This is a genomic window from Bacillus sp. RC242 (assembly GCF_044908245.1).
Classification (GTDB): Bacteria; Bacillota; Bacilli; order Bacillales; family Bacillaceae_G; genus Bacillus_A; species Bacillus_A mycoides.
Genome location: NZ_JBIYCZ010000006.1, coordinates 280,579 through 307,017, shown reverse-complemented (window position 1 = coordinate 307,017; position 26,439 = coordinate 280,579). Strand labels below are relative to the sequence as shown.

Sequence of the window (26,439 nt, the reverse complement as noted above, 5' to 3'; positions counted from 1 at the left end):
CTTACTTTTTCGGTTCTGCTTTTTGGCCAAACTCTTTTTCCCATTTTTCTAAAATTTTGTCACGATTTTCTGCTGCCCATTTAAAGTCATTCTTTTTATATAACTTTTCTGTCACATCTTTAGGGAATCCATCTGGAAGTTTATAATCATTTTTAATTGTCGCAAATCCATTTTTCTCGAAGTATAACTTCATTACATCATCTGTAATTGCCCAATCTAAAAATGCTTGCGCTAATTTATCATTTTTAGCATTATCTTTTTTAATAAGTGCGTTCGCTTCTACTTCCCAGCCTAATCCTTCTTTCGGCAGTACAACTTCAACTGGTGCACCTTTTTGTTTCTCTTTCAAAGCACTATAAACCATTGATACACCAACTGGATATTCACCTGCGCCTGCTAATTTCGCTGGTTTTGAACCTGAATGAGTATAAGTTGCCATATTATCATGAAGTTTCTTCATGTAATCCCAGCCCTTATCTTCTCCCATAATTTGTAGCCATGCAGAAACTGTTAAAAATCCTGTTCCAGAAGAAGCCGGATGCGGCATAACTAGCGTTCCTTTATATTCTGGTTTCGTTAAATCTTCATATGATTCTGGCATCGGTAAATTTTTCTTCTTCAATTCTTCTTTATTTACAGCAATCCCCGTCATAAATGCAGTATTTCCTACCCATTTTTCTGGTTTCTTATCGTCTTTAAATTGCGGAAGGACACGATCTGCTCCTTTTGGAGAGTATCCTTTTAACATATCTTTTTTCTCTAAAGCTAATAGACTAGACGCTGCAGTTCCCCATACAACATCTGCTTGTGTATTTTTTCCTTCAGCTAGCAATTTCGCTGTAATAACTCCTGTTGAATCACGAACAATGTTCAACTTCACGTCTGGGTACTTCTGTTTAAAAGAATCAAGATAAATTGGTACAAGCTCTTCTTCAATCGCTGTGTAGACAGTTAATGATCCAGATAATTTATCATCTTTTACTTTTGCTCCAGCACTTTCTTCTTTCTTTGCACCACACCCCATTAATAACGAAAATACCATTCCAGTTGCTACAGCTTTAAAGATTGTTTTTTTCACTGTCTCTCTCTCCTTTTACAAATCTTATGTACAACTCTAATATAAACAACTAGTGTAAAAGCAGTATTAAACCAACATTAATCTTTTGTTTGTTGTTTGTTTTTGTGTAATACGTTGCTACTTCTATGTTTTTTCGCATTTTTCTGCTAATATCAAACGTGAAATTTACAAATAATTAAAAAAACCTTTATAATCCCACAAAAAAATGAGGCGTTTGTAAAAAACGCCTCATTTTTGTTTACCTTTTTTTGAATTACGATTTGCATACTTCGCACTATTTTCTCCTTCATACTCTAATGCAAATTCTGCATCTGGTAAGCTTTCTTTCGGAGTTTTATTATTATTAATTGCTGCATTTTGTTTTACTTTTCTTTTTACCAACATATTCACCTGCTCTCACCAAATAACTTTCTATTCTAGTTTGAAACAACTTACAGTAATTATTACTGGGAAGTGTTAACAAGTACATAAGAGCTTATAGATGGAAATACTACATACGAACAAGCCATTACAAAAAGGAGCGATTACTTTGAAAGAAAAAGAAACGATACAATCGCCAATTTTAGACGAGACGCTCCCTCATCAAATGAACTTTCCTTCTTTTAAAGGCACAGGCAAAAAGATGCAACAACCTTTTATAAATCAATATGATGTTGTAATTGGAGACAGTAAATACGATTCCACTAACAGTCCTCTTAATAATTGGAGTGATGAGGTAGATCCTGCCATTATGGCTGGGGAAGAATGGATCCATCCTACAAATGATATCGGATGGATTGCAGAAGAAAATCAAGAATTACTTAAAAACGAAGTTGATAATAAAAATGATGCTTTTATGCATCCCCAATTCGGAATTAACGACTAAAAAAACCATTCTACCTAACTCAGGTAGAATGGTTTCATACTATCCAATAATAATTCGCTCTTTCGGGTACTTATAGCGAGCTGGTTGCTCTCTTCCACCACTAGCTAAAATAAATGTCAAAATACCGACGCGTCCGATAAACATAAGTACAATAAGTACAAGTTTACCAACAGTTGTTAAATCAGGAGTAACACCTGTTGATAGTCCCGTCGTTCCGAAAGCAGAACAAACTTCAACGATTAAGCTCATAAGCGGTACATTTTCCGTAATAGATAAAATGAATAGCGCTGAGGCACATAATAAAATCCCCATCGTCATAACGACAGATGCTTTCAACACGTCCTCTTCATGTAGCTGGCGTTTGAAAACTCGGACTGTTCTCCCGCCTCTTGCAAATGTATATAACGATAATATACTAACTGCAAATGTTGTTGTACGTATTCCGCCCCCAACTGAACTTGGAGATGCCCCAATGAACATTAATATACTCATAAATAAAAGCGTTGGTTGTGATAATTCACGTATGTCCATTGTAGCGAGTCCTCCACTTCGCGTCGTCACAGATTGGAATAATGTATAAAATACAGTTTCATGCCATGACTTTCCTACTAAAAAATGATTTCGTTCTAATAGAAAAATCATAATTGTTCCAACAATAACGAGTACAAAAAATGTCGTTGTCGTCAATTTTGTAAATAACGAAAAGCGAAATAGTTGTTGTCGCCTTTTACTAAGGAATTGTTTTACTTCCATTAACACTGGGAAACCGATAGCTCCTAAAATAATAAGCAACATATGAATCATTTGAACAATATAATCTTTTTTGTACGGAATAAGTGATTGTCCTGTTAAATCAAATCCTCCGTTCGTTGTTGCGCTCACAGCGGCAAAGAAACCGTGAAAATAAGCTTCTTGCCAAGTCGGGAAATATAGTAAGAATCTTGTACCTAACAGTATTGCTCCAATGAGTTCTATCGAAATAATTACAATTAAAATAGAACGCATCAATTCTACAAGGCCCGATAAATTCCCTTGGTTATGGTCTGCCATAATTAATCTTCTTCTTTGCAAACCAATCTTTTTCCCCGTTATAATCCAGACGAATGTACCAAGCGCCATAATTCCTAATCCGCCTAATTGTAAAATAAGGGCTAAAACAATAATTCCTGCCGTTGTAAACGTATCTGAAATCGTAACAACAGACAGTCCCGTAACACTTACCGCACTAACAGATGTAAATAGTGCATCGATAAATGTCCATTTCACTTCAGGCTTCGTAACAAATGGTAAACTAAGCAAAATTACCGATACGACTACTGCTAGTAAATAAAATACAACGATAAGTTGTACGGGACGTAACTTTTGTAAAAACTTTTTTATATCTCTCATTCCATCACTTCGCTACCTTTTTTTTCTATCGATTAAATAAAGAAAAATCATCACTTTCTTCATTTGTAAATAACTGCTGAAATAGTTTCGCAAATACCATTCCGTATACAGTTCCATTTCCCCCATACGGCAGTGCGTAATATAAATTATGTATTTTTTTATCTTCTTTTAAAATAGGAAGACCGTCATGACTGCCACCAAATGCTGCTGCCCAATAGTACTCTGCCCGTATATTTTTATACTGCGGGAACATTTCTTTTACAATGTTAATAAGAAGATCACGCTTATGCAATAATTTCGTATCGCCGATTTTTTGAATTTTCAGCGCCTCATCTAATCCGCCTATAACAATGCGGTTTTGATACGTTCGACTATACAAATACGGACGTGCTGTTTCCCAAATTAACGATTGCTCATGCCAGCCTTCAAAATAATCTATCTTATTTGTCACAACGGCATAAGACGTTTCTACTGTTGTATTTTTTTCTTTCTTTCCAAAAATTGCTTCATAACCTGTCGCCATAATAATATTCTTTGCTACTATTTTATTTCCTGTATTCGTGTAACAAATTAAATCATTTTGGATTTGTTTAATATGTAATGCCTCTGTATGTTCGTATATAGTAGCGCCCATTTGTTTCGCTTTATGCAAAAGACTATGCGCTAATAAATACGGATTCACTTCTGCATCACCGCTTGTATATAACGCTGCTTGTTTTGCAAATGAATAACGTTTCTTAATATCAGACTCTGTAAAATATTCAACCGGAAATCCATAATGGCGTAACGTATTATATTCTTCTTGTAAAAATGAAACATCCTCATCTCTACTTGCATAATACAAACTATTTCGCGGAATAAAATGGGGATCAATATCGAGAGTTGGCACAACCTTCTCCATTGTTTGCAGCGCTTCATAACAAAGTCTATATGCTCGTACCCCTTTCTCTTCACCAAATGTATGAATAAGAGAGGTTAACGATTTATCATGAACAAATTGTAATAATCCTGTATTTGCAGCTGTGCTACCACATGCAATTGCTCTTTTTTCAATGAGCATAACACGCATTCCAATTTTAGCTAACGAATACGCTATATGAGCACCCGCTTCTCCACTTCCAATTACGAGCACATCACATATCATATCATTTTCTAACGTTGGATAACAAGGTACAGAAACTCCAGAATTCCAAAACAACTTACCAGTCATAAGCTTCATAATTATACTCCTACCATATAATTTTCTCCTTTCTATGTTTCGTCATTTTCCATAAAAAAATCCAACTAACATACGCTAGTTGGATTTTTTCTCTTTAATTAGAACGCTCTTCAAGCCAATTTCCAACCGTCGGATATGTTTGCTTTACAGCCGTTCCACCATACACAATAGACATATGTCCTGTCGGTAAACATACATACTCTTTATCTGTGCTAGAAATATGATCAAGTAAAGCTTCTACTTGACATGGCAGAGCGATATGATCACGCTTCGCAGAAATATTTAAGACATTCGCCTTAATATTTGCAAGGTCTACCTTTTGTCCGCGAATAACGAGTTCACCCTTCACTAATTTATTATTTTGATAAAAATCACGAATCCATTGTCTATACGATTCACCTGGGAACGGAATACCATCGCCTACCCACTTTTGAACTAATTTCCAACTTTCGACGAAGCGCTCATTTTCTGAACGATCGACTAAAGCAACATATGGACCGACAAAGTTTGTAATTGGTTTTAACATCTTATTTCCGAAATCAATCATTTCTGGTGGAATATTTCCAAATGTATCAACTGCTTTATCTAAATTGAAATATTTCTCATCTAATAAAGGACCGTATAACCCTGTTTCAGAGAAATCAAAAGGACTTGTCATAAAAATCAAGTTTCGAATTGGCATGTCCGGATGAAGCGCTGCATAAATAGATGTTAACGTTCCACCCATGCAATAACCAAGTAAAGAAATCTCGTCCGATTTTGCAGTTCTCATTACTTTTTTCACTGCTTTTGCAATATAATCGAACACGAAATCATCAAATTTCAAATGACTATCTTCTAAACCAAATGTGCCCCAATCAAGCATATACACATCAAAACCACGATCTACTAAATATTCCACTAAACTATTACCTGGAGTTAAATCCATAATATACGGTTTATTAATAAGAGCGTATATTAATAAGATTGGAACTCTCTGTGTTTTTTCTTGTTTTGGAATGTAACGATAAAGCTTCGTTTTATTCTTCGTCCAAATAACCTCTTTCGGTGTTAAACCAACTTGTGGTTCTGGTTCGCGTAATAAAACTTCGCTCGCTCTTTTCACACGGCGATATGCTTTACGATATTCTTCTGGGTACAACTCCAATTGCTTTTCCCATTCTGTTACGAATGTAGTCATTTTTTCTATCTCCTTTTTGGTCAATTTCTTTCTAAAAAAAGAAGTGCATTCCTGCTATGGATATGCACTTTTTTCTTACTTCATTACATGTATAATCCGCCGTTAATGTTTAATTGCTGACCTGTGATATACGCACCGTCACGGCATAGATATACTACACCTTTTGCAATTTCATCAGCTTGACCAAAACGTTTTTTCGGGATTTTCGCAACGATTTTTTGACGCACTTCTTCTGGTACTTCTGCTACCATTTCAGTATCAATAAATCCTGGGCAAATTGCGTTTACAGTTACATTTGTTCTTGCAAGTTCTAACGCTAATGATTTTGTAAATCCTAGCATACCTGCTTTTGCTGCTGAGTAGTTTGTTTGTCCAAATCCACCAGCTTGACCAATAATAGAAGAAATACTAATGATTCTTCCTTCTTCTGCTTCCGATATGTATGGAAGTACCGCACTTGTCGTATTAAATACACTGCTTAAGTTCACGTCAATTACGCGCTCCCAATCTTCACGATTTAATTTTTTGAATGTACGATCTCTTGTAATACCAGCATTATTAACAAGAATATCAACTTTACCAAAATGATTCACAGCTTCTTCTACAAGTCTGTTTGCATCTTCTACTTTAGAAACATCCGCTTGAACTGCATAAACGTCATGTCCTTCTTTTCCTAATTCATTTACTAAGTTTTCAGCTGCTTCTTTACTGCTGTTATAGTTAATAACTACTTTTGCTCCCTCTTCTGCTAATGCTACTGTAATTGCTTTTCCAATTCCTTTTGCCCCACCTGTTACGATTGCTACTTTGCCATTTAATTGAACCATTTCTTTTCCCCCTTAAATGAATTTGTGAACGATTGTTATGAATCATTTTGGTACTCATACTAATTGAGTCCATATATTAATTATGTTTCGTTGTTTATACATGAAAAGAGATTCTCCCTCTCTCTTTTACACGTTATAAACAAACGCGATTATCATTTTTTATTTTCTGGCTTATTTACTACAGGCTTTACTTCTTCTTTTACAGGTACTTGTAGTTTAGCTAGTACTGCATTTTGCTTTTCTAGCAATTCTAAAATTTGATCAACTTTCGTTTCTAACGTGCGCATATCTTGTTTTACTTTCGTAACATCACGCTTTAATGTAGGGGCTTGTCCTAATGAATCCACTTTCTCTTCTAGAATTTCCTCGATATTATCAACTTTATTTTCTAAGTTAATAACAAGCGTAGCTACTCTAGCGATATCCTCTCTCGTCGGCACATTCACCTGTTCTAAATAATTTTTTGTCGTATCATTTAATGCTTTTTGATAAAACAAATTCAAATCTAGAACGCTGCCCATCCAAGCAGAATATTCTTCTGTTTTAATTGTTTCATTGAGCGCTTTTCCCCAAAATGTTTCGGTTTGTTCATAAGCATTTTTCCATGCTTGCAATGGATCGAATTTTTGATCAATCACTTCGACTACACTCCCTTTTTCGTTTTTGAAACAATTCAACCTATTCACTATTTTCTAATATTCCGAATAAAACTTCAAGTATATATTTTATTTTTCTTTATTTTCTAACAAATGTATTGACATTAAAAACAGATAGGTGTAAATTGCACTTATAAGCAAAAAATTCCATCTAACTGATTCATGAGGTGATGCACAATCATGCTACATAATGAACCAGAACACCCAGAAAGTTTGGAAAAAAACCAAGCGAAACAACCAAACTCCATGCCAAAAAACTTCTTAGTTCCTTTCTTACTTCTCTGTCTAAAAGACTGGAGTCTTCATGGTTACAAACTTATTCAAATGCTAATGGACATCGGCTTTTCTTCTGTTGACCAAGGTAATGTGTATAGGACACTACGCAAATTAGAAAAAGAAAATCTTATTTCTTCTACTTGGGATACAAGCGAAGGCGGGCCAGCGAAACGAATTTATTCTTTAACAGAATATGGAGAGCAATATTTAACAACATGTGCGACTTCTTTTGAACATTATCAAAATATGTTGCGGACGTTTTTCACGTTATACACCAATGCATTCTTTCCATTTTCTACTTCTCCAGAAAAGGATGAAAAGGATTCTTCATCTTCACCTGGTGGTACAGCAGAGTAATCTGCGTTCACAATATGCAAAAAAACATTTGGAGGTCAAACAATGGAAACTAAGCCATACGAATTAGTCGATGCATTTTGGAAAAACTGGTCTCAATCTCTTTCCCTCTTCTCTTCAGCTGGGAAACAATTAGAGCAACTTACTTTAGAAACGTTAAAACAACAACAAGACGCTTTGCATAAATTAACATCAGGAGTAGATGAACTAGAAAAAGAACTACACCAATTCACTGCTCAGTTCAATAACCAATATACAGACTATGTGAAGCAATTAACTGGAAACTCCTTAAATGATCAAATTAACGAGTGGCAAGAAAAGTGGAATGAGCTTTCTAATCAAATGCACCAACTTACTGTTTCGCCTACGAAAACATCTTTGTCTATTCTTACTCAAACTAGCGGCCAATTTGAAGAAACAACAAAACACTTTATCGAACAACAACAGTCGCAACGTGAAGAGGTTCAAAAACAGTTAGAAGTTTTTTTGGGAGAGTTCAAGTCCAAACAACTAGAACTCGCAAAGCAGTTCGAGGAAAACTCAAAAAATCTATTTACTTCCATCAAGTAAGAAAAATGTGGCAACTAACTGCAGCACAAACAAAACTCTTTCTTCCTCCTACTACATCAAGATGGCTTACATTTTTCGATATGGAAAAGAAGGAGGACAAAATGAATCCATTTCAAGAAGCACAAACTGTTCCGGAGCTTCGTTACGATGAGATTCAAGTCGGTGATCAAGCATCACTTACAAAAAAAATTACGGATGAGGACGTTATCAATTTTGCAAAATTGACTGGAGATGTAAATCCTATTCACATTCTAGACTCTTTTGCAAAAACGACAATGTTCAAAGAACGTATTGCCCATGGCATGCTCGTTTCAAGTTTTATTTCTACCATTCTTGGAACGAAACTTCCTGGCAAAAATACGATTTATTTATCACAAAACGTTTCATTCCGTGCTCCTGTCAAAATCGGTGATACACTTCGCGTTGTGGCAGAAGTTATTAAAAAACGGGACGATAAAAAAATTATCACATTGCAAACAAACATATATAATCAATCTGATGATATTGTCGTAGAAGGTACAGCGACAATACTGAAAAAAGAGTAGCAAATTTGCTACTCTTTTTTCTATCCAAGAACTTCTAATCACACCGTTTACTTCCGTGTATGAGTACGTCGTTTACACATAAAATAACATTACCAGATAGCACTTAGCTAAACTGGATTACTCTTTAAGGATGTGTATCAACATGGTGAAAACAAACAAATTACTAGTTCCGGGTGCAGAGCAAGCACTTGAACAATTCAAATATGAAATCGCACAAGAATTCGGTGTAAGCTTAGGATCTAATACAGCATCTCGTTCTAACGGATCAGTTGGCGGTGAAGTAACGAAACGTCTTGTTGCTTTAGCTCAACAACAATTACGCGGATAACTATATAACCTATGGCTTAGAGGCAGATATTCTCTGCCTCTTTCTTTTTTAACATACATAATAGTGCTTCTTCACATACTAGTAAGAGCAAATCGAAAGGAACGATATGTGAAATGAAACGGATTAACATTAGCATGAGTCCTCCCCGTGTTCTTACTGTATCTTTTATTATGCTATCAATTATCGGTACATGCCTATTGAAATTGCCAATTGCTACAACAACGTCTATTTCATGGCTCGATGCTTTATTTACAACGGTTTCTGCTTGTACGGTTACAGGGCTTGGTGTTGTGGACACTGGTAAAGTATTTACCTTATTTGGCCAATGTGTCATTTTAACACTTATACAAGTTGGCGGGCTTGGCATTATGAGCTTTGCTGTTTTAATTGCAATTATGCTCGGCAGAAAAATCGGCCTTCAAAACCGGATTTTATTACAACAAGCATTAAACCAAACAAATGTCGGCGGAATCATTCGTCTTGCAAAAGCGTTATTTTTATTTTCTTTTACTGTAGAATGTATCGCTACTTTACTTCTCTCTTTTGAATGGGTACCAAAATACGGGGTTGCCAAAGGTATATATTATAGCTTTTTTCATTCTATCTCAGCCTTTAACAATGCTGGGTTTTCTGTGTGGAGCGATAATTTAATGCCGCACTCCCATAGCATTCTCGTCAATCTCGTTATTTCTTCCCTCATTATTTTAGGTGGGATTGGTTTTACGGTTATCGTAGATATAAAAAGAAAGAAAAACTTTAAAAACCTTACTTTACACTCAAAGCTTATGCTCTCTTCTACTCTAATCATCAATATTATTGCTACAGCTTTTATTTTTATATTCGAGTTCCATAATTCTCTTTCTATGAGAGGATTTACACCATTTGAAGAAGGTATGGCTGCTTATTTTCAAGCAATCTCGACTCGTACAGCTGGGTTTAATACAGTGGATATTGCCGCTCTATCTAAACCATCACTTTTATTAATGATGCTTCTTATGTTTATTGGTGCTGGCAGTGCTTCTACTGGTGGTGGGATTAAATTAACAACTTTTTTAATTATGTTTTTCGGCGTATTTAAATTTTTGCAAGAACAAGATGATATTGTCGTGTTTAAAAAATCCATTAAAGATACGCTCATTGTCAAATCATTAACGATTACTATTATTTCAATTTCGTTTATTTTTCTTTCCATTTTAATTTTAAGCATCACTGAGAAGGTTCCTTTATTAATGAGTGCTTTTGAAGTATTTTCAGCATTTGGAACTGTCGGCCTTAGCATGAATTTGACACCACACTTAACAATCATCGGCAAAACAATTATTATCTTTATGATGTTTTTTGGAAAGATGGGGCCTTTAACATTAGCCTTTTCATTTGCACGTAAAAAACAAAGAAAAATAAAATATCCAAACGAAGATATTTTAACAGGTTGACAACCGTATAAATTATCCATATAATGAGAGTACAATAGCATATCTCCAAAGGGGAGTAGCGTCCAAGAACTATTTCTTGGAAACAAAGTCGTCATTACGTAGAACTTAGTTCTTCCGGCTTTGTTGGCATTTTCATTACATATGTCTAGCAAGACCTTTGCCTATCAACGGCAGAGGTCTTTTTTGTTTTCAAATTTCCTCCACCGTTGATGCGCAGGAGTATGGGGAAACTAAACAGTGGGGAACTTCTTCACTTGTTTAGACTTTATAGAAATGAGAGGAGAATTTACATGGATGTATCATTATTATTGGAGTATGGTTGGGTATTACTCATCCTAATTGCACTAGAGGGGATTTTAGCGGCCGATAACGCTCTCGTTCTCGCAATTATGGTAAAACATTTACCAGAAGAAAAACGAAAGAAAGCACTATTTTATGGATTAGCAGGAGCGTTCGTTTTCCGATTCGGATCACTATTTATGATTTCGTTCCTAGTCGATGTATGGCAAGTGCAAGCAATCGGTGCAATTTACCTTATGTTTATCGCTGGTAATCACTTATTTAAAACGTATGTTAAAAAGAATTCAGATGAAGAAACAGAAGAAAAAGAAGCAAAGAAAAAACAAGAGAACTTTTGGTGGACTGTATTTAAAGTCGAGGTTGCTGATATCGCCTTCGCAGTTGATTCAATTTTAGCTGCTGTTGCATTAGCAATGACTTTACCGAAAACAGGATTAGGTACAATCGGTAGTCTTGATACTGGACAATTCATTGTTATCTTTGTAGGTGGACTTATCGGATTAATCATTATGCGATTTGCAGCAACTGCTTTCGTACAAATTTTAAAACGTAAACCAGGACTTGAAACTGCAGCATTCTTAATTGTAGGTTGGGTTGGTGTGAAATTAGCAGTTTATACATTAGCACACCCTGCATTAAATGTAATTCCGCATTCATTCCCAACATCTACTCCGTGGAAACTTACTTTCTGGATTGTATTAGTTGGAATCGCAGTTGGCGGTTGGTTCTTCTCGAAAGAAGTAGAAGTAAAAGTAGAAAAGAATTCAGACGAAAAAGCGCTGTAATTACAGCGCTTTTTCTTTTTTCTCGTTTCAATCCCCCTCTCTATTTTTAGAAAAAATTCCATTATACTACCTTTTGTAAGCGTTTCCCTTCTGGATGTATGTCCTTTTTGTGAAACATTGCACAAACTTATTGAAACTATGAACAAATCCATGTACCTTATTCATATAAGAAGTATTTATAGACGATGTATTAAAGGAGCGTATTACTCATGCTAGAACAAGGATTAGATTACGTTGTAAAACTGGCTAAGAGCAAAAAACAAATGCTAGATATAAATCCAATGCAATATTTCATTCGTGCTGCACTTGCGGGCATTTATATCGGTTTTATTATTGTACTATGTTTTAAATTAGGTAACTTTTTTCATATTGCAGATTCACCAGCAACATATTTAGCTTCCTCCATGTTTTTCGGAATTGCTCTCGTACTTATTATATATGGCGGCGCTGAATTATTTACTGGCAATACGATGTACTTCACAGTGGCAACTTTAAGAAAAGAAACAACGATTTCTGATACACTTCGCAACTGGGTTGCTTGTTATGCAGGTAACTTAGCTGGCGCTTTATTCTTTGCCTTACTATTTTACGCAACTGGAATTTTCGAAGCAATTGATTACAGTCATTTAATGAATAAAGTTGTTGAAGGAAAGATGAATACACCTACAATGCAATTATTCTTTAAAGCGATTTTATGTAACTGGCTCGTATGTCTTGCCTGCTTCTTACCTTCTCAAGTGAAAGGTGACACAGCCAAAATATTAATGATGATGATGCTCGTTTTCACTTTCTTTTTATCTGGTTATGAGCATAGCATTGCTAACTTATCACTGTTTGCTTTATCTTTAGTATCACCACATCCTGAGACAATTTCTTTTGCGGGCGCTATTCATAACTTAATTCCAGTTACAATCGGTAACATTATTGGCGGATCCGTATTTGTCGGTATGGTATATCATTACTTAACAAAGAAAGCACCTGTTGTTGAACAAGAGAAAACTCAATTAGTTGGAGCTCAAACAGAGGAAATTATTCCTTTACAAGCACATATGAAACATTAAAAACTCCAAAGTTTCACTTTGGAGTTTTTAGCTCCCTACATATTTCAAGGCAATATAAGGATTAATTTCCCCGTTTTCCTTCCCTCTCTCTATGCTCTTTTTCATCTGATGCATACCGATGACATCATTTGTATGAAGGTGAATTTCATTAACATATAAACCTTCGTTGCAGAAAGCTTCTACGAAATCTAACCCACTTTTTTGTCGCCATCCCATATTATAATCAAGGGAAATAATATTTACCTCATTGTCCCTAACAATTTGCAAGGCAGATTCTACTGTAGTTGCCAAAACATATCCGTATGGGCAACTTCTTTGATCATCCATATATACATTCATTTTCTATCTCCTCTCTATTTTGCATATGTGACCAACACATAACATATTGCTCCAAGGCTAATAAAAGGTCCAAACGGAATTGGAGTTCTTATTTTTATACGCTTTAGCGCTATACCTATTCCGAAAAAACAAAGACTAAAGCAAGATGCTAAAAATAAAGTTATAAAAACCCCTTTCACTCCGACTATACATCCGAGTAACGAAAGTAATTTTACATCACCTCCGCCAAGACCATCTGGATAAATCTTTTGCATGCAATATAACAAAATGAATATAGTTCCACTGCCAGCTAAACTATCTATCCAAGTAACTAACGGTACAAAAATACATTCTAAAATAAGCAAAAGCGCAAACCAAATTAAAATACGATTAGGTATTAGCATATATACTAAATCTGTAACTGAAATAATTAGAAGTAACGAAAAAAGCGATAAAATGATGATGAGCTCTCGTTCCATTCCAATTACATATACAGTAAGAAAAAATAAACTGCCTGTAACAAATTCAAATACTATGTACAAACTTGAGATTTTCCTTTTACAATTCGTACAACGCCCTTTTTGTATACAAAATGAAATGATTGGAATAAGTTCTTTCGGCTGTAACGTATACTTGCAGTAATGACAGTACGAACGCGGTGTAATAATAGATTCCCCTACTGGGACTCTCATCGCAATCACCATAAAAAAAGAACCAAACACCATACCTATTAACAATGCATATAAATAAGTGAACATCCCTTCCTCTCCTTTCCAAAAGAACATAACAAAAAAAGGAGAGAACTTCTACTTCATATTATCTTTATTCTATTAAAAAAGCAGGCCGTTTTCCGGCCTGCTTTCCCCTATTTTATACGATGAAATATACTGCTTTTAATGGCCCGTGTACTCCGACAACAAGATTCATTTCAATATCCGCAGAGTTACTTGGTCCTGTAATAAAGTTAATACAAGATGCGACTGCTTCACCTTTTTCCACACGTGAGTTCATATGTTGAACTGCTTGTGTAATACGCGGTACAAGTGTTTCACGTGGAATAATAGCAAAGTATACAGTCGGTAAAAAGTGTAAAGAACGCCCTTGTCCTTTATGACTTTGTACAACAATCGTACCAGATTCAGCTAAAGTATAATCACTAAATGCAATACCGATATTCGCTTTTTCCGCTATACGCATATTCTCTTCTTTTTTCTCAGGATCCCATACATTTACCTCAACATTTTGCTTTGGAAGCTCTTCTTTAAATAAAGAAGTCAATCCATAGGAATCAAAACGTTCATCTGCTGATAATATAATAGGTCCTCCGCCGTTTTCAACGATTACTTTTTGAATATCTTCACGTAAGCGGTCGTTTGTCGTTTCCACAACAGTTGTATGAATGTTTGTACATTGCTTTTTAAATACTTCTAACAATTCTTCTTGTGAATAATCTTTTAACGTTTCTACATTCACATTACTTTTCCATGCTGGACGTTCTACGCCTTCTGTTTTACGCGCGCGCCCAAGTTCTTTTGCGATATTATCTAGAAAGGACTCACGGTTTTGAATTAATCCTGTCATTATTTGTCCCCGCCTTTCTTATGATCTTTATACCAATCACGGAATCGTTCTTTACTTGGAGCTGGGAATTCACGAATATCCGTCCAGTTTTTAAGTGGTCCAACACCTTTTGATACACGGTTACCAGATGTAAATGGACTCATTGCTGCCGGTGCCATTTTCGATCCCATTTTATATAAAGCTGCTGAAGAAGCACCCATACTAAACATTTTCATTGCTAATTTTTCTGCAAGTGGGGCACGACCTTCTTGCTCAACGATGACTTGACGATGTTTTAATAATAAATCATGTAATGGAATTTTTACTGGACAAGCTTCTGTACATGCTCCGCATAAACTAGATGCATAAGGAAGCTCTTTGTAATCGTCATACCCACCTAAAAGTGGTGTTAATACCGCACCGATTGGTCCTGAATAAATAGATCCATACGAATGTCCACCAACGTGACGATATACGGGACATACGTTAACACAAGCGGCACAACGAATACATTGCAATATTGAACGGAATTCCGATCCAAGAATTTGAGAGCGGCCATTATCAACAACGACTAAATGAAACTCTTCTGGTCCATCTACCTCTTCCTCTTGAATTGGTCCTGCTACTGTTACATAACTTGTTAATTTTTGACCTACCGCACTACGACATAGTAAACCAACTAAAACATCTAATTCTTCCATTGTCGGAACCATACGTTCCATACCCATTACTGCAATTTGTGTTTTCGGAATCGACATGACAAGATCGGCATTACCTTCGTTCGTCACTAAACAAAGAGAGCCAGTATTTGCAACAGCGAAGTTACAACCTGTCACACCAATTTCTGCATCCATAAATTTCTCACGAAGTTGTTTACGAACAAACTTTGTCATTTCGTATGGATCATCAGAATTTTCATATCCAAGTTTTTCTTTAAATACATCACGAATTTGCGTTCTGTTTTTATGAAGTGCAGGCGCAATAATATGTGATGGTGGATCGTTATCTACTTGCAAGATATACTCTCCTAAGTCACTCTCTAACACTTCACAACCAATCTCTTCAAGGGCATGATTCATACTAATTTCTTCAGTTACCATTGATTTTGATTTTACAACTTTCTTCGCTTGTTTCTTTTTTGCAACGTCTTGAATATACTTTGCTGCATCCTCTTTCGTTTTCGCAAAGTAAACGTGACCGCCTCTTTTTGATACATTTTCACTTAACTGCATTAAATAATAATCAAGATTTTCTAACGTATGTTGACGAATTTGTTCACCTAGTTCACGCCACTCTTCCCAGTTTCCCAACTCGTCAGCTGCTTTTAATCGATTTGTATATAAACGCGTTTGTGCAGAAGATACCGCTCCGCGCATAAACGAATCTTGAATTCCATCGCCAACGCGATCATTAAATTTTTTCTCACTGATTTTCATAGACATAGCTTATGTTCCCCCTTCATGAGCGACTATTCAAGACCTCAGCAATATGCATTACTTTTACTTCTTTTCCTAAACGCTCAATACGTCCGCCAATGTTTAACAAACACCCACAATCTGCACCGATTAAATAATCAGCACCTGTTTCCATTACACTATCTACTTTTTCATCTACCATTTGCTCAGAAATTGGAGTCATCTTAACTGAAAACGTTCCCCCAAACCCACAACAATTTTGCACGTTCGGCAGTTCTTTCACAATTAATCCTTTTACGCTTGATAATAAAATTCCTGGTGCCTCTTTTACTCCAAGCAGGCGTGTCATATGACAAGATTTATGAATAGTAGCTATCCCTGGTAAACTTGCACCAACATCTGTAACTTTTAAAACATCTACAATAAATTGTGTAAATTCATATGTTTTATCAGCAACCTTTTGTGCACGTTTAGCCCACTTCGGATCATCTTTAAAAACATGCGGATACTCATGAAACATTGTCGCACAAGATCCAGATGGCGTAACGATATATTCTGCATCTTCGAAAGTTTCAATCATATGTTTCATCGCTTCTTTTGCTGCTTCTACATGGCCGCTATTATAAGCAGGCTGACCACAACAAACTTGTGCTTCTGGAAATTCAATTTCACAACCTAAACGCTCCAATACTTCAACTGTTGCTTTACCGACGTTTGTTTCAAACATATCGACTAAACAAGTAACAAATAAAGTAACTCTCATAACTATAATTCCCCCTCATTACAACTCCGCCAAAAATCATATGGTCATCAGATGACTAAGATTAGAAGAAGTAGGCTCAACCATGGCCTATCCTCTCCCCCTTCTAAAGAAAACGCTTACTTAATCTCTCTCTATTTTATCAGAAAATTAGATTTTTAAAAGATTAAATTACGAATTTATATCGCTTTTACCTGTGACAATATGTTCTACATTTGTTAAATGATCTAGCATCGCTTGCTGCGCTAATTCCACATCTTGCTTTAACACCGCATCATATATAGATTGATGCTCTTCTAAAAGTCGTTCTGATGTTGTTTGTTCACCATATAAAATAATGCGTCTTGATTCACCAATCGTTTCAGCAATCATCTCTGAAACATGATTCATGAGCTCAAGCAAGATATTATTATGCGAAGATTCTGCAATTCCCATATGAAAATGAAAGTCTGCTTTTTCGCCAGCCTTCTCATCTCCAATGCTCTTTGCCATTTCATCTAACCACTGCTTCATATTTTGCAAATTAGCTTCCGTACGTTTTGCCGCTGCCGCTCGAACTGCCCCCACTTCGAGCACCTTCCGTACTTCTAATAAATTCAAAATATCCTCTTTCTTCATTAATAACTTGTTATTTAGTGATTTTGTTAATGAAGAAGGATCGAAATTCCTTACATATGTACCTTCTCCTTGTTTCATTTCAATTAAGCCCATTGCTCTTAGCGCACTTAGCGCTTCACGAACAGCAGATCTGCCAACTTGAAACTGCTCAGCTAATTGATGAACAGGAAGTAGTTTGTCACCAGGTTTTAACGTACCATTTTTAATCATTGTTAAAATAGCTTCAGATACTTCTTCGTAAATTTTTTTCGGTTTAATAGATTTGTACTCCAGTTAAATCACCTCAGTATCTTCCAAACAACAATTGTAACGTTTTATAAGAACTTAGCATCCATAACTATTTTAGAACGAATTAGTAAGAAGTACAAATGTTTTGTTCATAAAATAGTCAAATTTTTGATATTTGTTTGATATTAATTAATACATTTACGCGTAACTATTTACCTTCAATATGAAGAGCATATTCCAAAAGTTAGAATATGCTCTCCTCATCTTGTGCTTTTAATTTAATACTAACTGTCGTGCCCTTACCTTTTTCACTTTCTATTCTCCACTCACCGTCATGTATATGAACAATTTGCCTTACAATTGCAAGACCTAAACCTGTTCCACCGTGTTGACGACTTCTCGCTTTATCTACTCGGTAAAAGCGTTCCCCCAGATTTTCTAAATGCTCTCTATCAATACCTATTCCTGTATCTTTTATGTGCAATTCACAATAATCATCGATTTGCTTTAATGTTATTATGATATCCCCGTTTTGATTTGTATAACGTATCGCATTATCTAACACATTATGAAGTACTTGTTGCATACGATCCTCATCAATCATTACGATAATTTCAGGATTTAAATTCGTTGAAATACGAAGGGTTTTTTCTACAAACTGTAACTCGTACGTATTTAGTACATCTTCAATAAGCTGTGAAAAAACGATAGGTTGTTTCTTTAGGGGAAAGTGTTCACCTTCTAGCTGCGCTAGATCTAATAAATCATGAACGAGGCGCTGCATGCGACCTGCTTCTTTATGAATAAGTTGCGTTACTTTTTCCTGCTGCGGCCCCTTCGCTACACCGTCTAAAATAGCTTCACTATATCCTTTAATATAACTAAGCGGTGTTCTAAGTTCATGCGAAACATTAGCTAAAAATTCCTTACGCTTTACATCTTCTGTTTCTAAGGAATTTGCCATTTTATTAAAGGCTTTTCCCAATCGTCCAATTTCATCTTCTGAAGAAATTGTAATCCGCTCTGAGAAATCTCCAGTAGCCAAATGATTTGCAACTCGTTCCATTTGCGAAAGCGGTCTCGTAATGGCGATAATAATTTTTCTACCAATCCATATTGTAATTAAAATCATTGCAAGTGCTAACGGCGCTAAAATAAGACCCATATCAAATATTAAGTCTTTTATACTTTTTAAAGGAATATAAGAGTATACAATACCAACTAATTTTTTATTATCTAAAACAGGGATGACAACACCCATAATATTACGATCAAAATGTTCTTCATACCCTATCTTTGTCACAGTTTTCCCATCTAATAGTGCCTGTCTATCCCCTTCACTTATAAGAGAATGATGGTGAACATCAAAAGGCAAACATGCGCTTAAATCACGCGGATTGTATACGAAAAGGACATCTGAACTAGATATTTGATCATATGCCCTTACTTTCTCTTCAAAAGTGGATACTCCTTCACGTTTATCATATTGCGTGGCAAGACGTTTCCCTTCCATTACTAATGAATCTTTTAAATTATCAACGTATAACTTTTCATATGAGTATAAAGATACAAAATAAAGAAAGGAAACTGTTACACATACTGCACATACTACTGTAAGCCAAAGCTTTTGTACCATCGTAAACATACGTTACACCTCAAATTTATAACCTACACCCCAAACGGTTTGAATGTAGTTTCCACTTTCTCCTAGCTTTAGACGCATCGTTTTCACATGCGTATCTACCGTTCTTGTACTTCCTGCATAATCATATCCCCACACCTTTTCAAGCAATTGTTCCCGGCTAAATACTTGTCCATTATGTTGGCAAAGAAAATATAGTAAATCGAACTCTTTTACCGTAAGAGGAATCGTCTCACCATTCGTCTCGACCCTCCTACTTTTTTCATTAATAAGAATCGGTCCAAATTGAATCTCTTCTTGCTGTTCTTGCTTTGTATATCGTCTTAAAACAGCTTCCATACGAGCAATTAGTTCCCCGGGACTAAATGGCTTTACAATATAATCATCTGCTCCCATACGTAAGCCGTTCACCCTATTCCACTCTTCACCTTTTGCTGTTAAAAATATAATAGGTACATCCGACGTTTTTCGAATCTCTTTACAAACTGAAAGCCCATCCATCTCAGGCATCATAATATCTAGTACAACGAAATCGTAATGATCCGTCTCTAATTTTCGAAGTGCCTCTTTTCCATTTTCAGCTTCTCCCCACTCGTATCCGAAGTTATCTAAGTACATTCCGACAAGTTGCCTCATATCACTTTCATCATCTACGACTAGCACGTTATATTTACTCATTGTCCTTCCCCTTCTCTCTCTATGAGTTGAAACGGTCCTTTTCCGACTTTAATTGTTTGTTTTATTTTCATATTCTTCATATCCATTACGCATACTTCATCGCTATCATAACTAGCTACATATCCTTCTGCCCCGCTTTTCAAAAATGCAAATGGATTAGATCCTACTTCTGCAAACCCTACCTCTTGATACGTACTTGCATCAAACTTTCTAAGCGTATTTGAACCGTGACTTAGCGCATATACATACTTATCATCCTTTGTTATATTCACAGGCATAAACGGAGCATGTAAAGAACGCATCATCTCTCCGCTTTGTAAAGAATACACTAATACTTTCTCATTCACTTGACTTCCATCACCATGTCCACCAATCCATATTTCTTTCCCATCAGCGCTAACCGTTGCTCCTGTTGATGCTGGTGGAATCATAAAGGACTGTATCACTTCTTTTTTCTTTGTATCAATGGTCGTTAGTTTCGTATCATAAAAGTTGAGTACTGATAACTGGTTATGATGCTCTACCATCGTTATCGGCCCTTTTCCTGTTGAAACACTCCCTGTCTCTTTTCCTTTTATCGTAAAGAACCTTACCTTTTGTTCATTTTGATCGGCAGCAAATAATTGTTTTCCATCATCTGATGCGATAACATTAGCAATTCCTTTTCCAGTCTTATATTTGTCCACTTGTCTTCCTTCTGCTAGTGAATATACATACATATATTCTAATTGCTTACCATAAACAAGTATTTCTTCGCCATTTGGAAGTAGCGTAACCCCCGCAATCGGCTCATTTAATTCCCATGTTGTTAATAGCTTCTTTGTTTTTTTATCAATAAAACTAATACTACCTTCCTTTATATTCGTTGTTATAATAACACTTTTATCTTTAGCAATCGGTGTATACGAACTTCCTTGACACCCTACTAATAGAAATAAAAAACAGAGAAGAAAAACATACTTTCTCAAAAGATTCCCTCCATCTTCAGATGATTTCGTTATAATTGTAAAATAACAAATAAATGTGTGGAAAATGTGAAATCTTCCTTTATTAATAAACTTACATATATAATGTACAACAAATAGAATTTGAGGTGTGTAAATTATGCTTTTTCCTGATTTAGCGAATAAAATTGTACGTGAAGTACGCAGATTAATTACTGAAAACATTATTATTATTAATATACAAGGCATTATTATCGCAAGTACAGATGCGGAAAGAATCGGTCAATTTCATGAAGGTGCACTCCGCTGTGCGAAACAAAAGAAAACTGTCATTATTACAAAAGATGATGAACGACGACTGCAAGGTGTAAAAGCTGGTATGAATCTTCCTTTACTATTCCATGACGAAGTAATCGGCGTGATTGGAATTACAGGAGAACCTGAAAATATTTCACAATACGGAGAAATATTACGTAAGATGACCGAATTATTAATTCATGAAAACTACTTTTTAGAACAACTAGAACTTGAGCACCGTTCTTATGAAGCATTTGTCTTTGATTGGCTTCAAAATACAGACTGGTCTCCAAGTTTTCTCGATCGTGCAAAAACGCTTGGCATTGATTTATATAAGAAGAAACAACTTATTTTATTATCAATCGCCCAAGATAATACGATGCTCCAGCGTAAAATTTGGCAACATATGCGCAACATTTTAGCAAAAGAAAATTTATTTGTTCGCTGGGGAAATGATCGGTTTATTTTGTTTACAACAATCCAATCCAAAGAGCAAACCTTTCAATTTTTAAAACGGTTAAAGCAAGACTGTGAAACTTTATTTTCTATTACTTTATATATCGGGATTGGACAAACAGTTACGCCAAGCAATATGAACTTATCGTACGAACAAGCATTACGCGCCCTTTCAGTATCACTTGAAACGAAAAAAATTGTATTTAATGAAGATTTACGTTTAGAAATGTGCTTACAAGATATTTCTACTGAAACTCGAGAACAGTTTCTAGAGCGTACCATTGAAAACTTAGTATCATCTCCTGAGCTTATGCACACTTTACGTTTATTTATCGATTATAACCAATCTTATAAGCAGACAGCTGAGCAATTACATATACACATTAACACATTGCATTACAGGCTAAAAAAGATTGAAGAGCATACAGGACTTGACCCGAAACAATTCAAAGATTTAAATGTTTTATACTTCGCACTCCTCTTATTAGATAATCATATAAAAAATAATGATAAAATAGATTAATCTTTAGATGATTGTACATAGAAAGAATCCCCCAACTTTTTTATCATTATAACGAAAGCACTGTTACAACGTTTTTTATTATGACGAAATACGTTAACAGTTTGAGGGGGATTTCCAATGTTAGAAAAGCAAATTATTGATTCATTCGTATCTATTGTTGGCGAAGATAATGTAGATACATCCAATATGGGGCGTTTAACTTATAGTTATGATGCCACTCCAAACTTCCAAGCGATGCCTGATGCAGTCATTGCTCCTCGTAATACAAATGAAGTAGCTGAAGTGTTAAAAGTATGTAACGCTCACAAAATCCCTGTGTATGTTCGTGGTTCTGGAACAAACCTTTGTGCAGGAACTTGTCCACTAGAAGGCGGTATCGTCCTTATTTTCCGCCATATGAACAATATTTTAGAAATTGATGAAGAGAATTTAACAATTACCGTACAAGCTGGTGTCATTACACTTGATATTATTAAAGCAGTAGAAGAAAAAGGTTTATTTTATCCACCAGATCCAAGCTCTATGAAAATTTCTACAATCGGCGGTAACATTAATGAAAACTCCGGCGGATTACGTGGTTTAAAATATGGCGTAACACGTGATTATGTAATGGGGCTTAAAATTGTTTTACCGAACGGCGATATCATTCGCACTGGCGGTAAATTAGCAAAAGATGTAGCTGGTTATGATTTAACTCGTTTATTTATTGGTTCTGAAGGAACACTTGGTGTTGTTACAGAAGCTATATTAAAACTTGTCCCTATGCCTGAAACGAAGAAAACGATGCTTGCGCTATATGAAGATATTAACGAAGCTGCTCGAGCTGTTTCTGCTATTATTGCAAATAAAATCATTCCTGCGACACTTGAGTTTTTAGATCAACCGACAATTGAAGTTGTAGAAGAGTTTGCACAAATCGGTTTACCAACTGATGTCAAAGCAATTTTATTAATTGAACAAGATGGCCCGCCCGAGGTTGTCAATCGAGATATTGAAAAAATGGCTAACGTTTGCCGTGCTATGAATGCGGTCGATGTTCGCATTGCAAAAGATGAAGCCGAAGCAGATGCGCTTCGTACAGCACGCCGTAGTGCACTATCAGCACTTGCAAGACTAAAACCGACAACAATATTAGAAGATGCAACTGTACCACGTTCACAAATCGCTCCAATGGTTGAAGCAATTAATGCAATTGCAAAGAAATATAATATTCCTATTTGTACTTTTGGTCATGCTGGTGATGGCAATTTGCATCCAACTTGTATGACAGATGCCCGTAATGAAGAAGAAATGCATCGTGCCGAACAAGCTTTTGCTGAAATATTTGCGAAAGCGATTGAGCTTGGTGGTACGATTACTGGTGAACATGGTGTTGGCGCAATGAAAGCTCCGTATTTAGAAATGAAATTAGGTAAAGAAGGTATCGCTGCTATGCAAGGGATTAAACAAGCCTTCGACCCAAACAACATTATGAATCCTGGAAAGATGTTCGCGAAAGACTCTCGTAAAAGAGTGGTGGTTGAGCGATGACCACATTAAATAAAGAAAACATTCAAAAGGAATTTAAAGAACGATTAAGTGAAGATGAACTACTAAACTGTATGCGATGCGGCTTTTGTTTACCAACTTGCCCTACTTACATTCAATCTGGGTATAAAGAATCACATTCCCCACGCGGACGTATCGCCTTAATGAAAGCCGTCGCTGATGGTTTAATTGAGCCGGATGAAGATGTTGAAGATACATTAAATGTTTGCCTTGGCTGCCGCGCTTGTGAACCTGTTTGTCCATCTGGTGTGAATTATGGACATTTATTAGAAGAAGCTCGTGATATTATTAATCAAAATAAAAAGTTCTCCATGCCCGTGAGAGCTGTTCGTAAAGTTGTTTTTGAAGGACTATTCCCGCATCAAAACCGAATGCGAACATTAACAGGACTAATCGGATTTTACCAGCGTTCTGGTTTACAAACGCTAACACATAAAACAGGTATTATGAAGTTATTCCCTGAAACACTTGCAACGATGGACCTCGTTTTGCCAAAAGTCCCTAAAATGAAAGCAATGAAAGATCGTCCTGAATTTTTACCTGCTGAGGTGGCAAAGAAGAAACAAGTTGCATTCTTCACAGGCTGTTTAATGGATACGATGTTTTTAGAAACAAATAACGCAACGATGAAACTTCTTCAGTTAGCTGGTTGTGATATCGTTATTCCGAAAACACAAAGTTGCTGCGGGGCATTACACGGACATGCTGGTGAAAAAAGTGGAGCAAAAGAATTAGCGAAGCGAAATATAGAAGCATTCGAAGATTTAAACATCGACTATATTATTACGAATGCAGGTGGTTGCGGAGCTTACCTCGTAGATTATGATTATTTACTAAAGGATGATCCAGAGTGGGCAGAACGCGCAAAGCAGTTTGTTTCTAAAATTAAAGATATTACTGCTATATTAGTAGAACTAGATTTCCATAAACGTAATGACTTACGACTCACGCCGCAAATCATTACGTATCAAGACTCTTGTCATTTACGCAATGTTATGCGAACATCTTCTGAACCTCGTATGTTACTAGAGGCCATCAAAGGTGCAATCTATCGTGAAATGAAAGATGCAGACCGCTGCTGTGGTTCTGCTGGTATTTATAATATTGTTCATTCAGAGTTATCAATGGAGTTTCTAGATTACAAAATGGACCGTGTGCATGAAACAGATGCAGCGACAATTGTTACTGCAAATCCTGGATGTCTATTACAAATGAAACTAGGTATTGAACGAGAAGATCTTTCTCATAAAATGAGAGGAATTCACATTGTAGATCTATTATTAGAAGCAATTGAAACCAACTCGTAATAACTCGTAACATACGTAATAATAGGAAAACGGCTATCTCCTTCGTCTATGTAAAGAGATAGCCGCTTTTTTGTCTGCTACAACATTAAAAATATGTTACTTTATTATAAAAAAGAACAACAGAAACATTACAGTTTTGTAAAAATACATCCAGTATATTCCTCGAAAAAATGCTCAAATCATTGATACAATAGGATTCTTTATTTTTAATATAGGTACATTTATCCAAAAACCCCCTCTTAAAACCAAGTATAAAAATGCTAAAAATTCCTTTTATACTCTATGTTTCTCTTATTTCATCCCTTTCCTCCTCTTAGGATAAATTAGGAAAATTTAAAGTCTATGAATTTTTTTCCATCTTTTTTCTCGCAAATTGTATGCTACGATGAATTGGTCAGTCAGACAGGCTGTCAAAAACAAATCGTGTGAAAACAAATTAAAACTTTATATAGGGGGACACACATCATGAAAAAGCGTGTTTTATTATCTGTAGCTGCTGCAACAGCTCTTACTTTAGGAGTATCTTCTTTAGATGCACAAGCTGCAACAGTACAACCATCTAACATAAAGGTTCAAAATATTCAGCATTCAAAAATGATGATGAAGCAAATGAGCCAACAAGAATTACAAGCATTCTTACAATCTATGGGAGTTGAATCATTAGCACAATGGAATCAAGGTCAATTCCAACAAGATTGCTTCATTCCTGGTCAACAGCCTACTGAAAATGTTGTTACTGAACAACCAACAGCTAAGCCAGAAGCTCAAAAGCCTGCTGAACAAAAGCCTGCTGAAGAAGTTCAAAAACCAGAAGCTCAAAAACCTGCTGAAAATAACAATACTCAAACTGAAACACAAAAACCTGCTGAGCAAAAGCCTGCTGAAGAAGCAAAATCTTTAAGCGAATTCGAACAACGTGTTGTTGAATTAACAAACGCAGAGCGTACAAAACAAGGCTTATCAGCATTACAAATCGATACTGAATTAAGCAAAGTAGCACGCATTAAGTCTGAAGATATGCAAAAAAACAACTACTTTGATCATAACAGCCCTACATACGGGTCTCCGTTTGACATGATGAAGAAATTTGGTATTTCTTATAAATCTGCAGGTGAAAACATCGCCCAAGGTCAACGTACACCAGAAGAAGTTGTACAAGCTTGGATGAACAGTGCTGGACACCGTGCAAACATCTTAAATAGTGGCTTCACTCATATCGGTGTTGGCTATGTAGAAAGCGGAAACTACTGGACACAACAATTTATTACGAAGTAAATAG

Annotated in this window: 28 protein-coding genes and 1 riboswitch; of the genes, 12 read left to right on the top strand and 16 right to left on the bottom strand. The window is 35.8% G+C overall.

Features of this window, described 5'->3' with window-relative positions; genetic code table 11:
- Nucleotide 1: 1 nt before the first annotated feature.
- Both ABH957_RS14555 and ABH957_RS14550 read right to left on the bottom strand, forming a co-directional pair.
- Nucleotides 2–1,078 carry a putative 2-aminoethylphosphonate ABC transporter substrate-binding protein gene (locus tag ABH957_RS14555; RefSeq protein WP_113936972.1) on the bottom strand — a complete coding sequence of 359 codons (1,077 nt, stop codon included), beginning with the start codon at nucleotides 1,076–1,078 and terminating at the stop codon, nucleotides 2–4.
- Nucleotides 1,079–1,306: 228 nt separating this feature from the next.
- Complete coding sequence (locus ABH957_RS14550; RefSeq protein ID WP_002011566.1) at nucleotides 1,307–1,462, bottom strand: hypothetical protein; 156 nt, start codon at nucleotides 1,460–1,462, stop codon at nucleotides 1,307–1,309.
- 97 nt (nucleotides 1,463–1,559) lie between these two features.
- On the opposite strand from ABH957_RS14550, the gene ABH957_RS14545 reads away from it, so the two are divergent.
- The gene (locus ABH957_RS14545) at nucleotides 1,560–1,943 is read left to right on the top strand and encodes a DUF3905 domain-containing protein (RefSeq protein WP_002011568.1); all 384 of its coding nucleotides are present in this window, start codon (nucleotides 1,560–1,562) and stop codon (nucleotides 1,941–1,943) included.
- A gap of 39 nt (nucleotides 1,944–1,982) precedes the next feature.
- On the opposite strand, the gene ABH957_RS14540 is transcribed toward ABH957_RS14545, so the two are convergent.
- The 5 genes from ABH957_RS14540 to phaR form a co-directional block, all read right to left on the bottom strand.
- Nucleotides 1,983–3,332 (bottom strand): TrkH family potassium uptake protein, encoded by a 1,350-nt coding sequence (locus ABH957_RS14540; RefSeq protein ID WP_002011570.1) that lies wholly within the window; start codon nucleotides 3,330–3,332, stop codon nucleotides 1,983–1,985.
- 25 nt (nucleotides 3,333–3,357) lie between these two features.
- The gene (locus tag ABH957_RS14535) at nucleotides 3,358–4,551 is read right to left on the bottom strand and encodes an NAD(P)/FAD-dependent oxidoreductase (protein ID WP_002011571.1); all 1,194 of its coding nucleotides are present in this window, start codon (nucleotides 4,549–4,551) and stop codon (nucleotides 3,358–3,360) included.
- A gap of 94 nt (nucleotides 4,552–4,645) precedes the next feature.
- Nucleotides 4,646–5,731 carry a class III poly(R)-hydroxyalkanoic acid synthase subunit PhaC gene (phaC, locus tag ABH957_RS14530; RefSeq protein WP_002011573.1) on the bottom strand — a complete coding sequence of 362 codons (1,086 nt, stop codon included), beginning with the start codon at nucleotides 5,729–5,731 and terminating at the stop codon, nucleotides 4,646–4,648.
- Nucleotides 5,732–5,814: 83 nt separating this feature from the next.
- Entirely contained in the window at nucleotides 5,815–6,558 is a 744-nt protein-coding gene (locus ABH957_RS14525) for an acetoacetyl-CoA reductase (RefSeq protein WP_000250406.1), read from the bottom strand.
- Nucleotides 6,559–6,710: 152 nt separating this feature from the next.
- Nucleotides 6,711–7,196, bottom strand: a complete 486-nt coding sequence (phaR, locus tag ABH957_RS14520; RefSeq protein ID WP_113936970.1) for a polyhydroxyalkanoic acid synthase subunit PhaR — start codon at nucleotides 7,194–7,196, stop codon at nucleotides 6,711–6,713.
- Between the two features lie 198 nt (nucleotides 7,197–7,394).
- Here phaR and phaQ point away from each other — a divergent pair, with 198 nt between their 5' ends.
- From phaQ to ABH957_RS14485, 7 genes are all read left to right on the top strand, one after another.
- The gene (gene phaQ / locus ABH957_RS14515) at nucleotides 7,395–7,847 is read left to right on the top strand and encodes a poly-beta-hydroxybutyrate-responsive repressor (RefSeq protein WP_000903018.1); all 453 of its coding nucleotides are present in this window, start codon (nucleotides 7,395–7,397) and stop codon (nucleotides 7,845–7,847) included.
- Between the two features lie 42 nt (nucleotides 7,848–7,889).
- On the top strand, nucleotides 7,890–8,414 hold the full coding sequence (phaP, locus tag ABH957_RS14510; protein ID WP_002011575.1) for a polyhydroxyalkanoic acid inclusion protein PhaP: 525 nt from the start codon (nucleotides 7,890–7,892) through the stop codon (nucleotides 8,412–8,414).
- A gap of 101 nt (nucleotides 8,415–8,515) precedes the next feature.
- Nucleotides 8,516–8,959, top strand: a complete 444-nt coding sequence (locus tag ABH957_RS14505) for a MaoC family dehydratase (RefSeq protein ID WP_001067911.1) — start codon at nucleotides 8,516–8,518, stop codon at nucleotides 8,957–8,959.
- Between the two features lie 142 nt (nucleotides 8,960–9,101).
- Complete coding sequence (locus tag ABH957_RS14500; RefSeq protein ID WP_000241212.1) at nucleotides 9,102–9,287, top strand: alpha/beta-type small acid-soluble spore protein; 186 nt, start codon at nucleotides 9,102–9,104, stop codon at nucleotides 9,285–9,287.
- A 113-nt stretch (nucleotides 9,288–9,400) separates the two neighbouring features.
- Nucleotides 9,401–10,720, top strand: a complete 1,320-nt coding sequence (locus tag ABH957_RS14495; protein WP_113936969.1) for a TrkH family potassium uptake protein — start codon at nucleotides 9,401–9,403, stop codon at nucleotides 10,718–10,720.
- Nucleotides 10,721–10,758: 38 nt separating this feature from the next.
- Nucleotides 10,759–10,933, top strand: a riboswitch (yybP-ykoY riboswitch).
- A gap of 77 nt (nucleotides 10,934–11,010) precedes the next feature.
- Nucleotides 11,011–11,805, top strand: coding sequence for a TerC family protein (locus ABH957_RS14490; RefSeq protein WP_404511490.1), 795 nt, complete (start codon nucleotides 11,011–11,013; stop codon nucleotides 11,803–11,805).
- A gap of 209 nt (nucleotides 11,806–12,014) precedes the next feature.
- Complete coding sequence (locus ABH957_RS14485; protein ID WP_404457276.1) at nucleotides 12,015–12,866, top strand: formate/nitrite transporter family protein; 852 nt, start codon at nucleotides 12,015–12,017, stop codon at nucleotides 12,864–12,866.
- A gap of 27 nt (nucleotides 12,867–12,893) precedes the next feature.
- Here the strand turns inward: ABH957_RS14485 and ABH957_RS14480 are convergent, their stop codons facing one another.
- The 9 genes from ABH957_RS14480 to ABH957_RS14440 form a co-directional block, all read right to left on the bottom strand.
- Nucleotides 12,894–13,205, bottom strand: a complete 312-nt coding sequence (locus ABH957_RS14480) for a cyclic-phosphate processing receiver domain-containing protein (RefSeq protein ID WP_002064363.1) — start codon at nucleotides 13,203–13,205, stop codon at nucleotides 12,894–12,896.
- Between the two features lie 14 nt (nucleotides 13,206–13,219).
- Entirely contained in the window at nucleotides 13,220–13,942 is a 723-nt protein-coding gene (locus ABH957_RS14475) for a prepilin peptidase (RefSeq protein WP_242309976.1), read from the bottom strand.
- Nucleotides 13,943–14,054: 112 nt separating this feature from the next.
- Nucleotides 14,055–14,765 carry a LutC/YkgG family protein gene (locus tag ABH957_RS14470; RefSeq protein WP_002126142.1) on the bottom strand — a complete coding sequence of 237 codons (711 nt, stop codon included), beginning with the start codon at nucleotides 14,763–14,765 and terminating at the stop codon, nucleotides 14,055–14,057.
- On the bottom strand, nucleotides 14,765–16,186 hold the full coding sequence (locus tag ABH957_RS14465; protein WP_002011586.1) for a LutB/LldF family L-lactate oxidation iron-sulfur protein: 1,422 nt from the start codon (nucleotides 16,184–16,186) through the stop codon (nucleotides 14,765–14,767). Before ABH957_RS14465 ends, ABH957_RS14470 begins: the two co-directional genes overlap by 1 nt.
- A gap of 16 nt (nucleotides 16,187–16,202) precedes the next feature.
- Entirely contained in the window at nucleotides 16,203–16,922 is a 720-nt protein-coding gene (locus ABH957_RS14460) for a (Fe-S)-binding protein (protein WP_404511488.1), read from the bottom strand.
- A gap of 168 nt (nucleotides 16,923–17,090) precedes the next feature.
- On the bottom strand, nucleotides 17,091–17,780 hold the full coding sequence (locus tag ABH957_RS14455) for a FadR/GntR family transcriptional regulator (RefSeq protein WP_201053587.1): 690 nt from the start codon (nucleotides 17,778–17,780) through the stop codon (nucleotides 17,091–17,093).
- 229 nt (nucleotides 17,781–18,009) lie between these two features.
- Nucleotides 18,010–19,410 carry a sensor histidine kinase gene (locus ABH957_RS14450; RefSeq protein WP_078421964.1) on the bottom strand — a complete coding sequence of 467 codons (1,401 nt, stop codon included), beginning with the start codon at nucleotides 19,408–19,410 and terminating at the stop codon, nucleotides 18,010–18,012.
- Between the two features lie 3 nt (nucleotides 19,411–19,413).
- A complete protein-coding gene (locus ABH957_RS14445) occupies nucleotides 19,414–20,085 on the bottom strand; it encodes a response regulator transcription factor (protein WP_002126137.1) in 672 nt (223 codons plus the stop codon).
- Nucleotides 20,082–21,053 carry a YncE family protein gene (locus ABH957_RS14440; RefSeq protein WP_341307344.1) on the bottom strand — a complete coding sequence of 324 codons (972 nt, stop codon included), beginning with the start codon at nucleotides 21,051–21,053 and terminating at the stop codon, nucleotides 20,082–20,084. Before ABH957_RS14440 ends, ABH957_RS14445 begins: the two co-directional genes overlap by 4 nt.
- A 136-nt stretch (nucleotides 21,054–21,189) precedes the next feature.
- On the opposite strand from ABH957_RS14440, the gene ABH957_RS14435 reads away from it, so the two are divergent.
- The 4 genes from ABH957_RS14435 (at nucleotide 21,190) to ABH957_RS14420 (ending at nucleotide 26,435) form a co-directional block, all read left to right on the top strand.
- Complete coding sequence (locus tag ABH957_RS14435) at nucleotides 21,190–22,305, top strand: CdaR family transcriptional regulator (RefSeq protein WP_404457273.1); 1,116 nt, start codon at nucleotides 21,190–21,192, stop codon at nucleotides 22,303–22,305.
- Nucleotides 22,306–22,422: 117 nt separating this feature from the next.
- Nucleotides 22,423–23,835 carry a glycolate oxidase subunit GlcD gene (gene glcD / locus ABH957_RS14430; protein ID WP_404445718.1) on the top strand — a complete coding sequence of 471 codons (1,413 nt, stop codon included), beginning with the start codon at nucleotides 22,423–22,425 and terminating at the stop codon, nucleotides 23,833–23,835.
- Nucleotides 23,832–25,160 carry a (Fe-S)-binding protein gene (locus tag ABH957_RS14425; RefSeq protein ID WP_404491158.1) on the top strand — a complete coding sequence of 443 codons (1,329 nt, stop codon included), beginning with the start codon at nucleotides 23,832–23,834 and terminating at the stop codon, nucleotides 25,158–25,160. The genes glcD and ABH957_RS14425 overlap by 4 nt, the downstream gene beginning before the upstream one ends.
- Nucleotides 25,161–25,625: 465 nt before the next feature.
- Complete coding sequence (locus ABH957_RS14420; RefSeq protein ID WP_404457270.1) at nucleotides 25,626–26,435, top strand: CAP domain-containing protein; 810 nt, start codon at nucleotides 25,626–25,628, stop codon at nucleotides 26,433–26,435.
- The last annotated feature ends 4 nt before the right edge of the window (nucleotides 26,436–26,439 follow it).

Bases quoted from the DNA above. Each gene is read 5' to 3' on its own strand.
- ABH957_RS14425 (WP_404491158.1), top strand. From the start codon at position 23,832: ATGACCACATTAAATAAAGAAAACATTCAAAAGGAATTTAAAGAACGA.
- ABH957_RS14500 (WP_000241212.1), top strand. From the start codon at position 9,102: ATGGTGAAAACAAACAAATTACTAGTTCCGGGTGCAGAGCAAGCACTT.
- ABH957_RS14475 (WP_242309976.1), bottom strand. From the start codon at position 13,942: ATGTTCACTTATTTATATGCATTGTTAATAGGTATGGTGTTTGGTTCT.
- ABH957_RS14485 (WP_404457276.1), top strand. From the start codon at position 12,015: ATGCTAGAACAAGGATTAGATTACGTTGTAAAACTGGCTAAGAGCAAA.
- ABH957_RS14480 (WP_002064363.1), bottom strand. From the start codon at position 13,205: ATGAATGTATATATGGATGATCAAAGAAGTTGCCCATACGGATATGTT.
- ABH957_RS14470 (WP_002126142.1), bottom strand. From the start codon at position 14,765: ATGACAGGATTAATTCAAAACCGTGAGTCCTTTCTAGATAATATCGCA.
- ABH957_RS14505 (WP_001067911.1), top strand. From the start codon at position 8,516: ATGAATCCATTTCAAGAAGCACAAACTGTTCCGGAGCTTCGTTACGAT.
- ABH957_RS14420 (WP_404457270.1), top strand. From the start codon at position 25,626: ATGAAAAAGCGTGTTTTATTATCTGTAGCTGCTGCAACAGCTCTTACT.
- ABH957_RS14490 (WP_404511490.1), top strand. From the start codon at position 11,011: ATGGATGTATCATTATTATTGGAGTATGGTTGGGTATTACTCATCCTA.
- ABH957_RS14495 (WP_113936969.1), top strand. From the start codon at position 9,401: ATGAAACGGATTAACATTAGCATGAGTCCTCCCCGTGTTCTTACTGTA.
- ABH957_RS14435 (WP_404457273.1), top strand. From the start codon at position 21,190: ATGCTTTTTCCTGATTTAGCGAATAAAATTGTACGTGAAGTACGCAGA.
- ABH957_RS14550 (WP_002011566.1), bottom strand. From the start codon at position 1,462: ATGTTGGTAAAAAGAAAAGTAAAACAAAATGCAGCAATTAATAATAAT.
- ABH957_RS14525 (WP_000250406.1), bottom strand. From the start codon at position 6,558: ATGGTTCAATTAAATGGCAAAGTAGCAATCGTAACAGGTGGGGCAAAA.
- glcD (WP_404445718.1), top strand. From the start codon at position 22,423: ATGTTAGAAAAGCAAATTATTGATTCATTCGTATCTATTGTTGGCGAA.
- phaQ (WP_000903018.1), top strand. From the start codon at position 7,395: ATGCTACATAATGAACCAGAACACCCAGAAAGTTTGGAAAAAAACCAA.
- ABH957_RS14460 (WP_404511488.1), bottom strand. From the start codon at position 16,922: ATGAGAGTTACTTTATTTGTTACTTGTTTAGTCGATATGTTTGAAACA.
- ABH957_RS14535 (WP_002011571.1), bottom strand. From the start codon at position 4,551: ATGAAGCTTATGACTGGTAAGTTGTTTTGGAATTCTGGAGTTTCTGTA.
- ABH957_RS14540 (WP_002011570.1), bottom strand. From the start codon at position 3,332: ATGAGAGATATAAAAAAGTTTTTACAAAAGTTACGTCCCGTACAACTT.
- phaP (WP_002011575.1), top strand. From the start codon at position 7,890: ATGGAAACTAAGCCATACGAATTAGTCGATGCATTTTGGAAAAACTGG.
- ABH957_RS14450 (WP_078421964.1), bottom strand. From the start codon at position 19,410: ATGTTTACGATGGTACAAAAGCTTTGGCTTACAGTAGTATGTGCAGTA.
- ABH957_RS14465 (WP_002011586.1), bottom strand. From the start codon at position 16,186: ATGTCTATGAAAATCAGTGAGAAAAAATTTAATGATCGCGTTGGCGAT.
- phaC (WP_002011573.1), bottom strand. From the start codon at position 5,731: ATGACTACATTCGTAACAGAATGGGAAAAGCAATTGGAGTTGTACCCA.
- ABH957_RS14445 (WP_002126137.1), bottom strand. From the start codon at position 20,085: ATGAGTAAATATAACGTGCTAGTCGTAGATGATGAAAGTGATATGAGG.
- ABH957_RS14545 (WP_002011568.1), top strand. From the start codon at position 1,560: ATGGAAATACTACATACGAACAAGCCATTACAAAAAGGAGCGATTACT.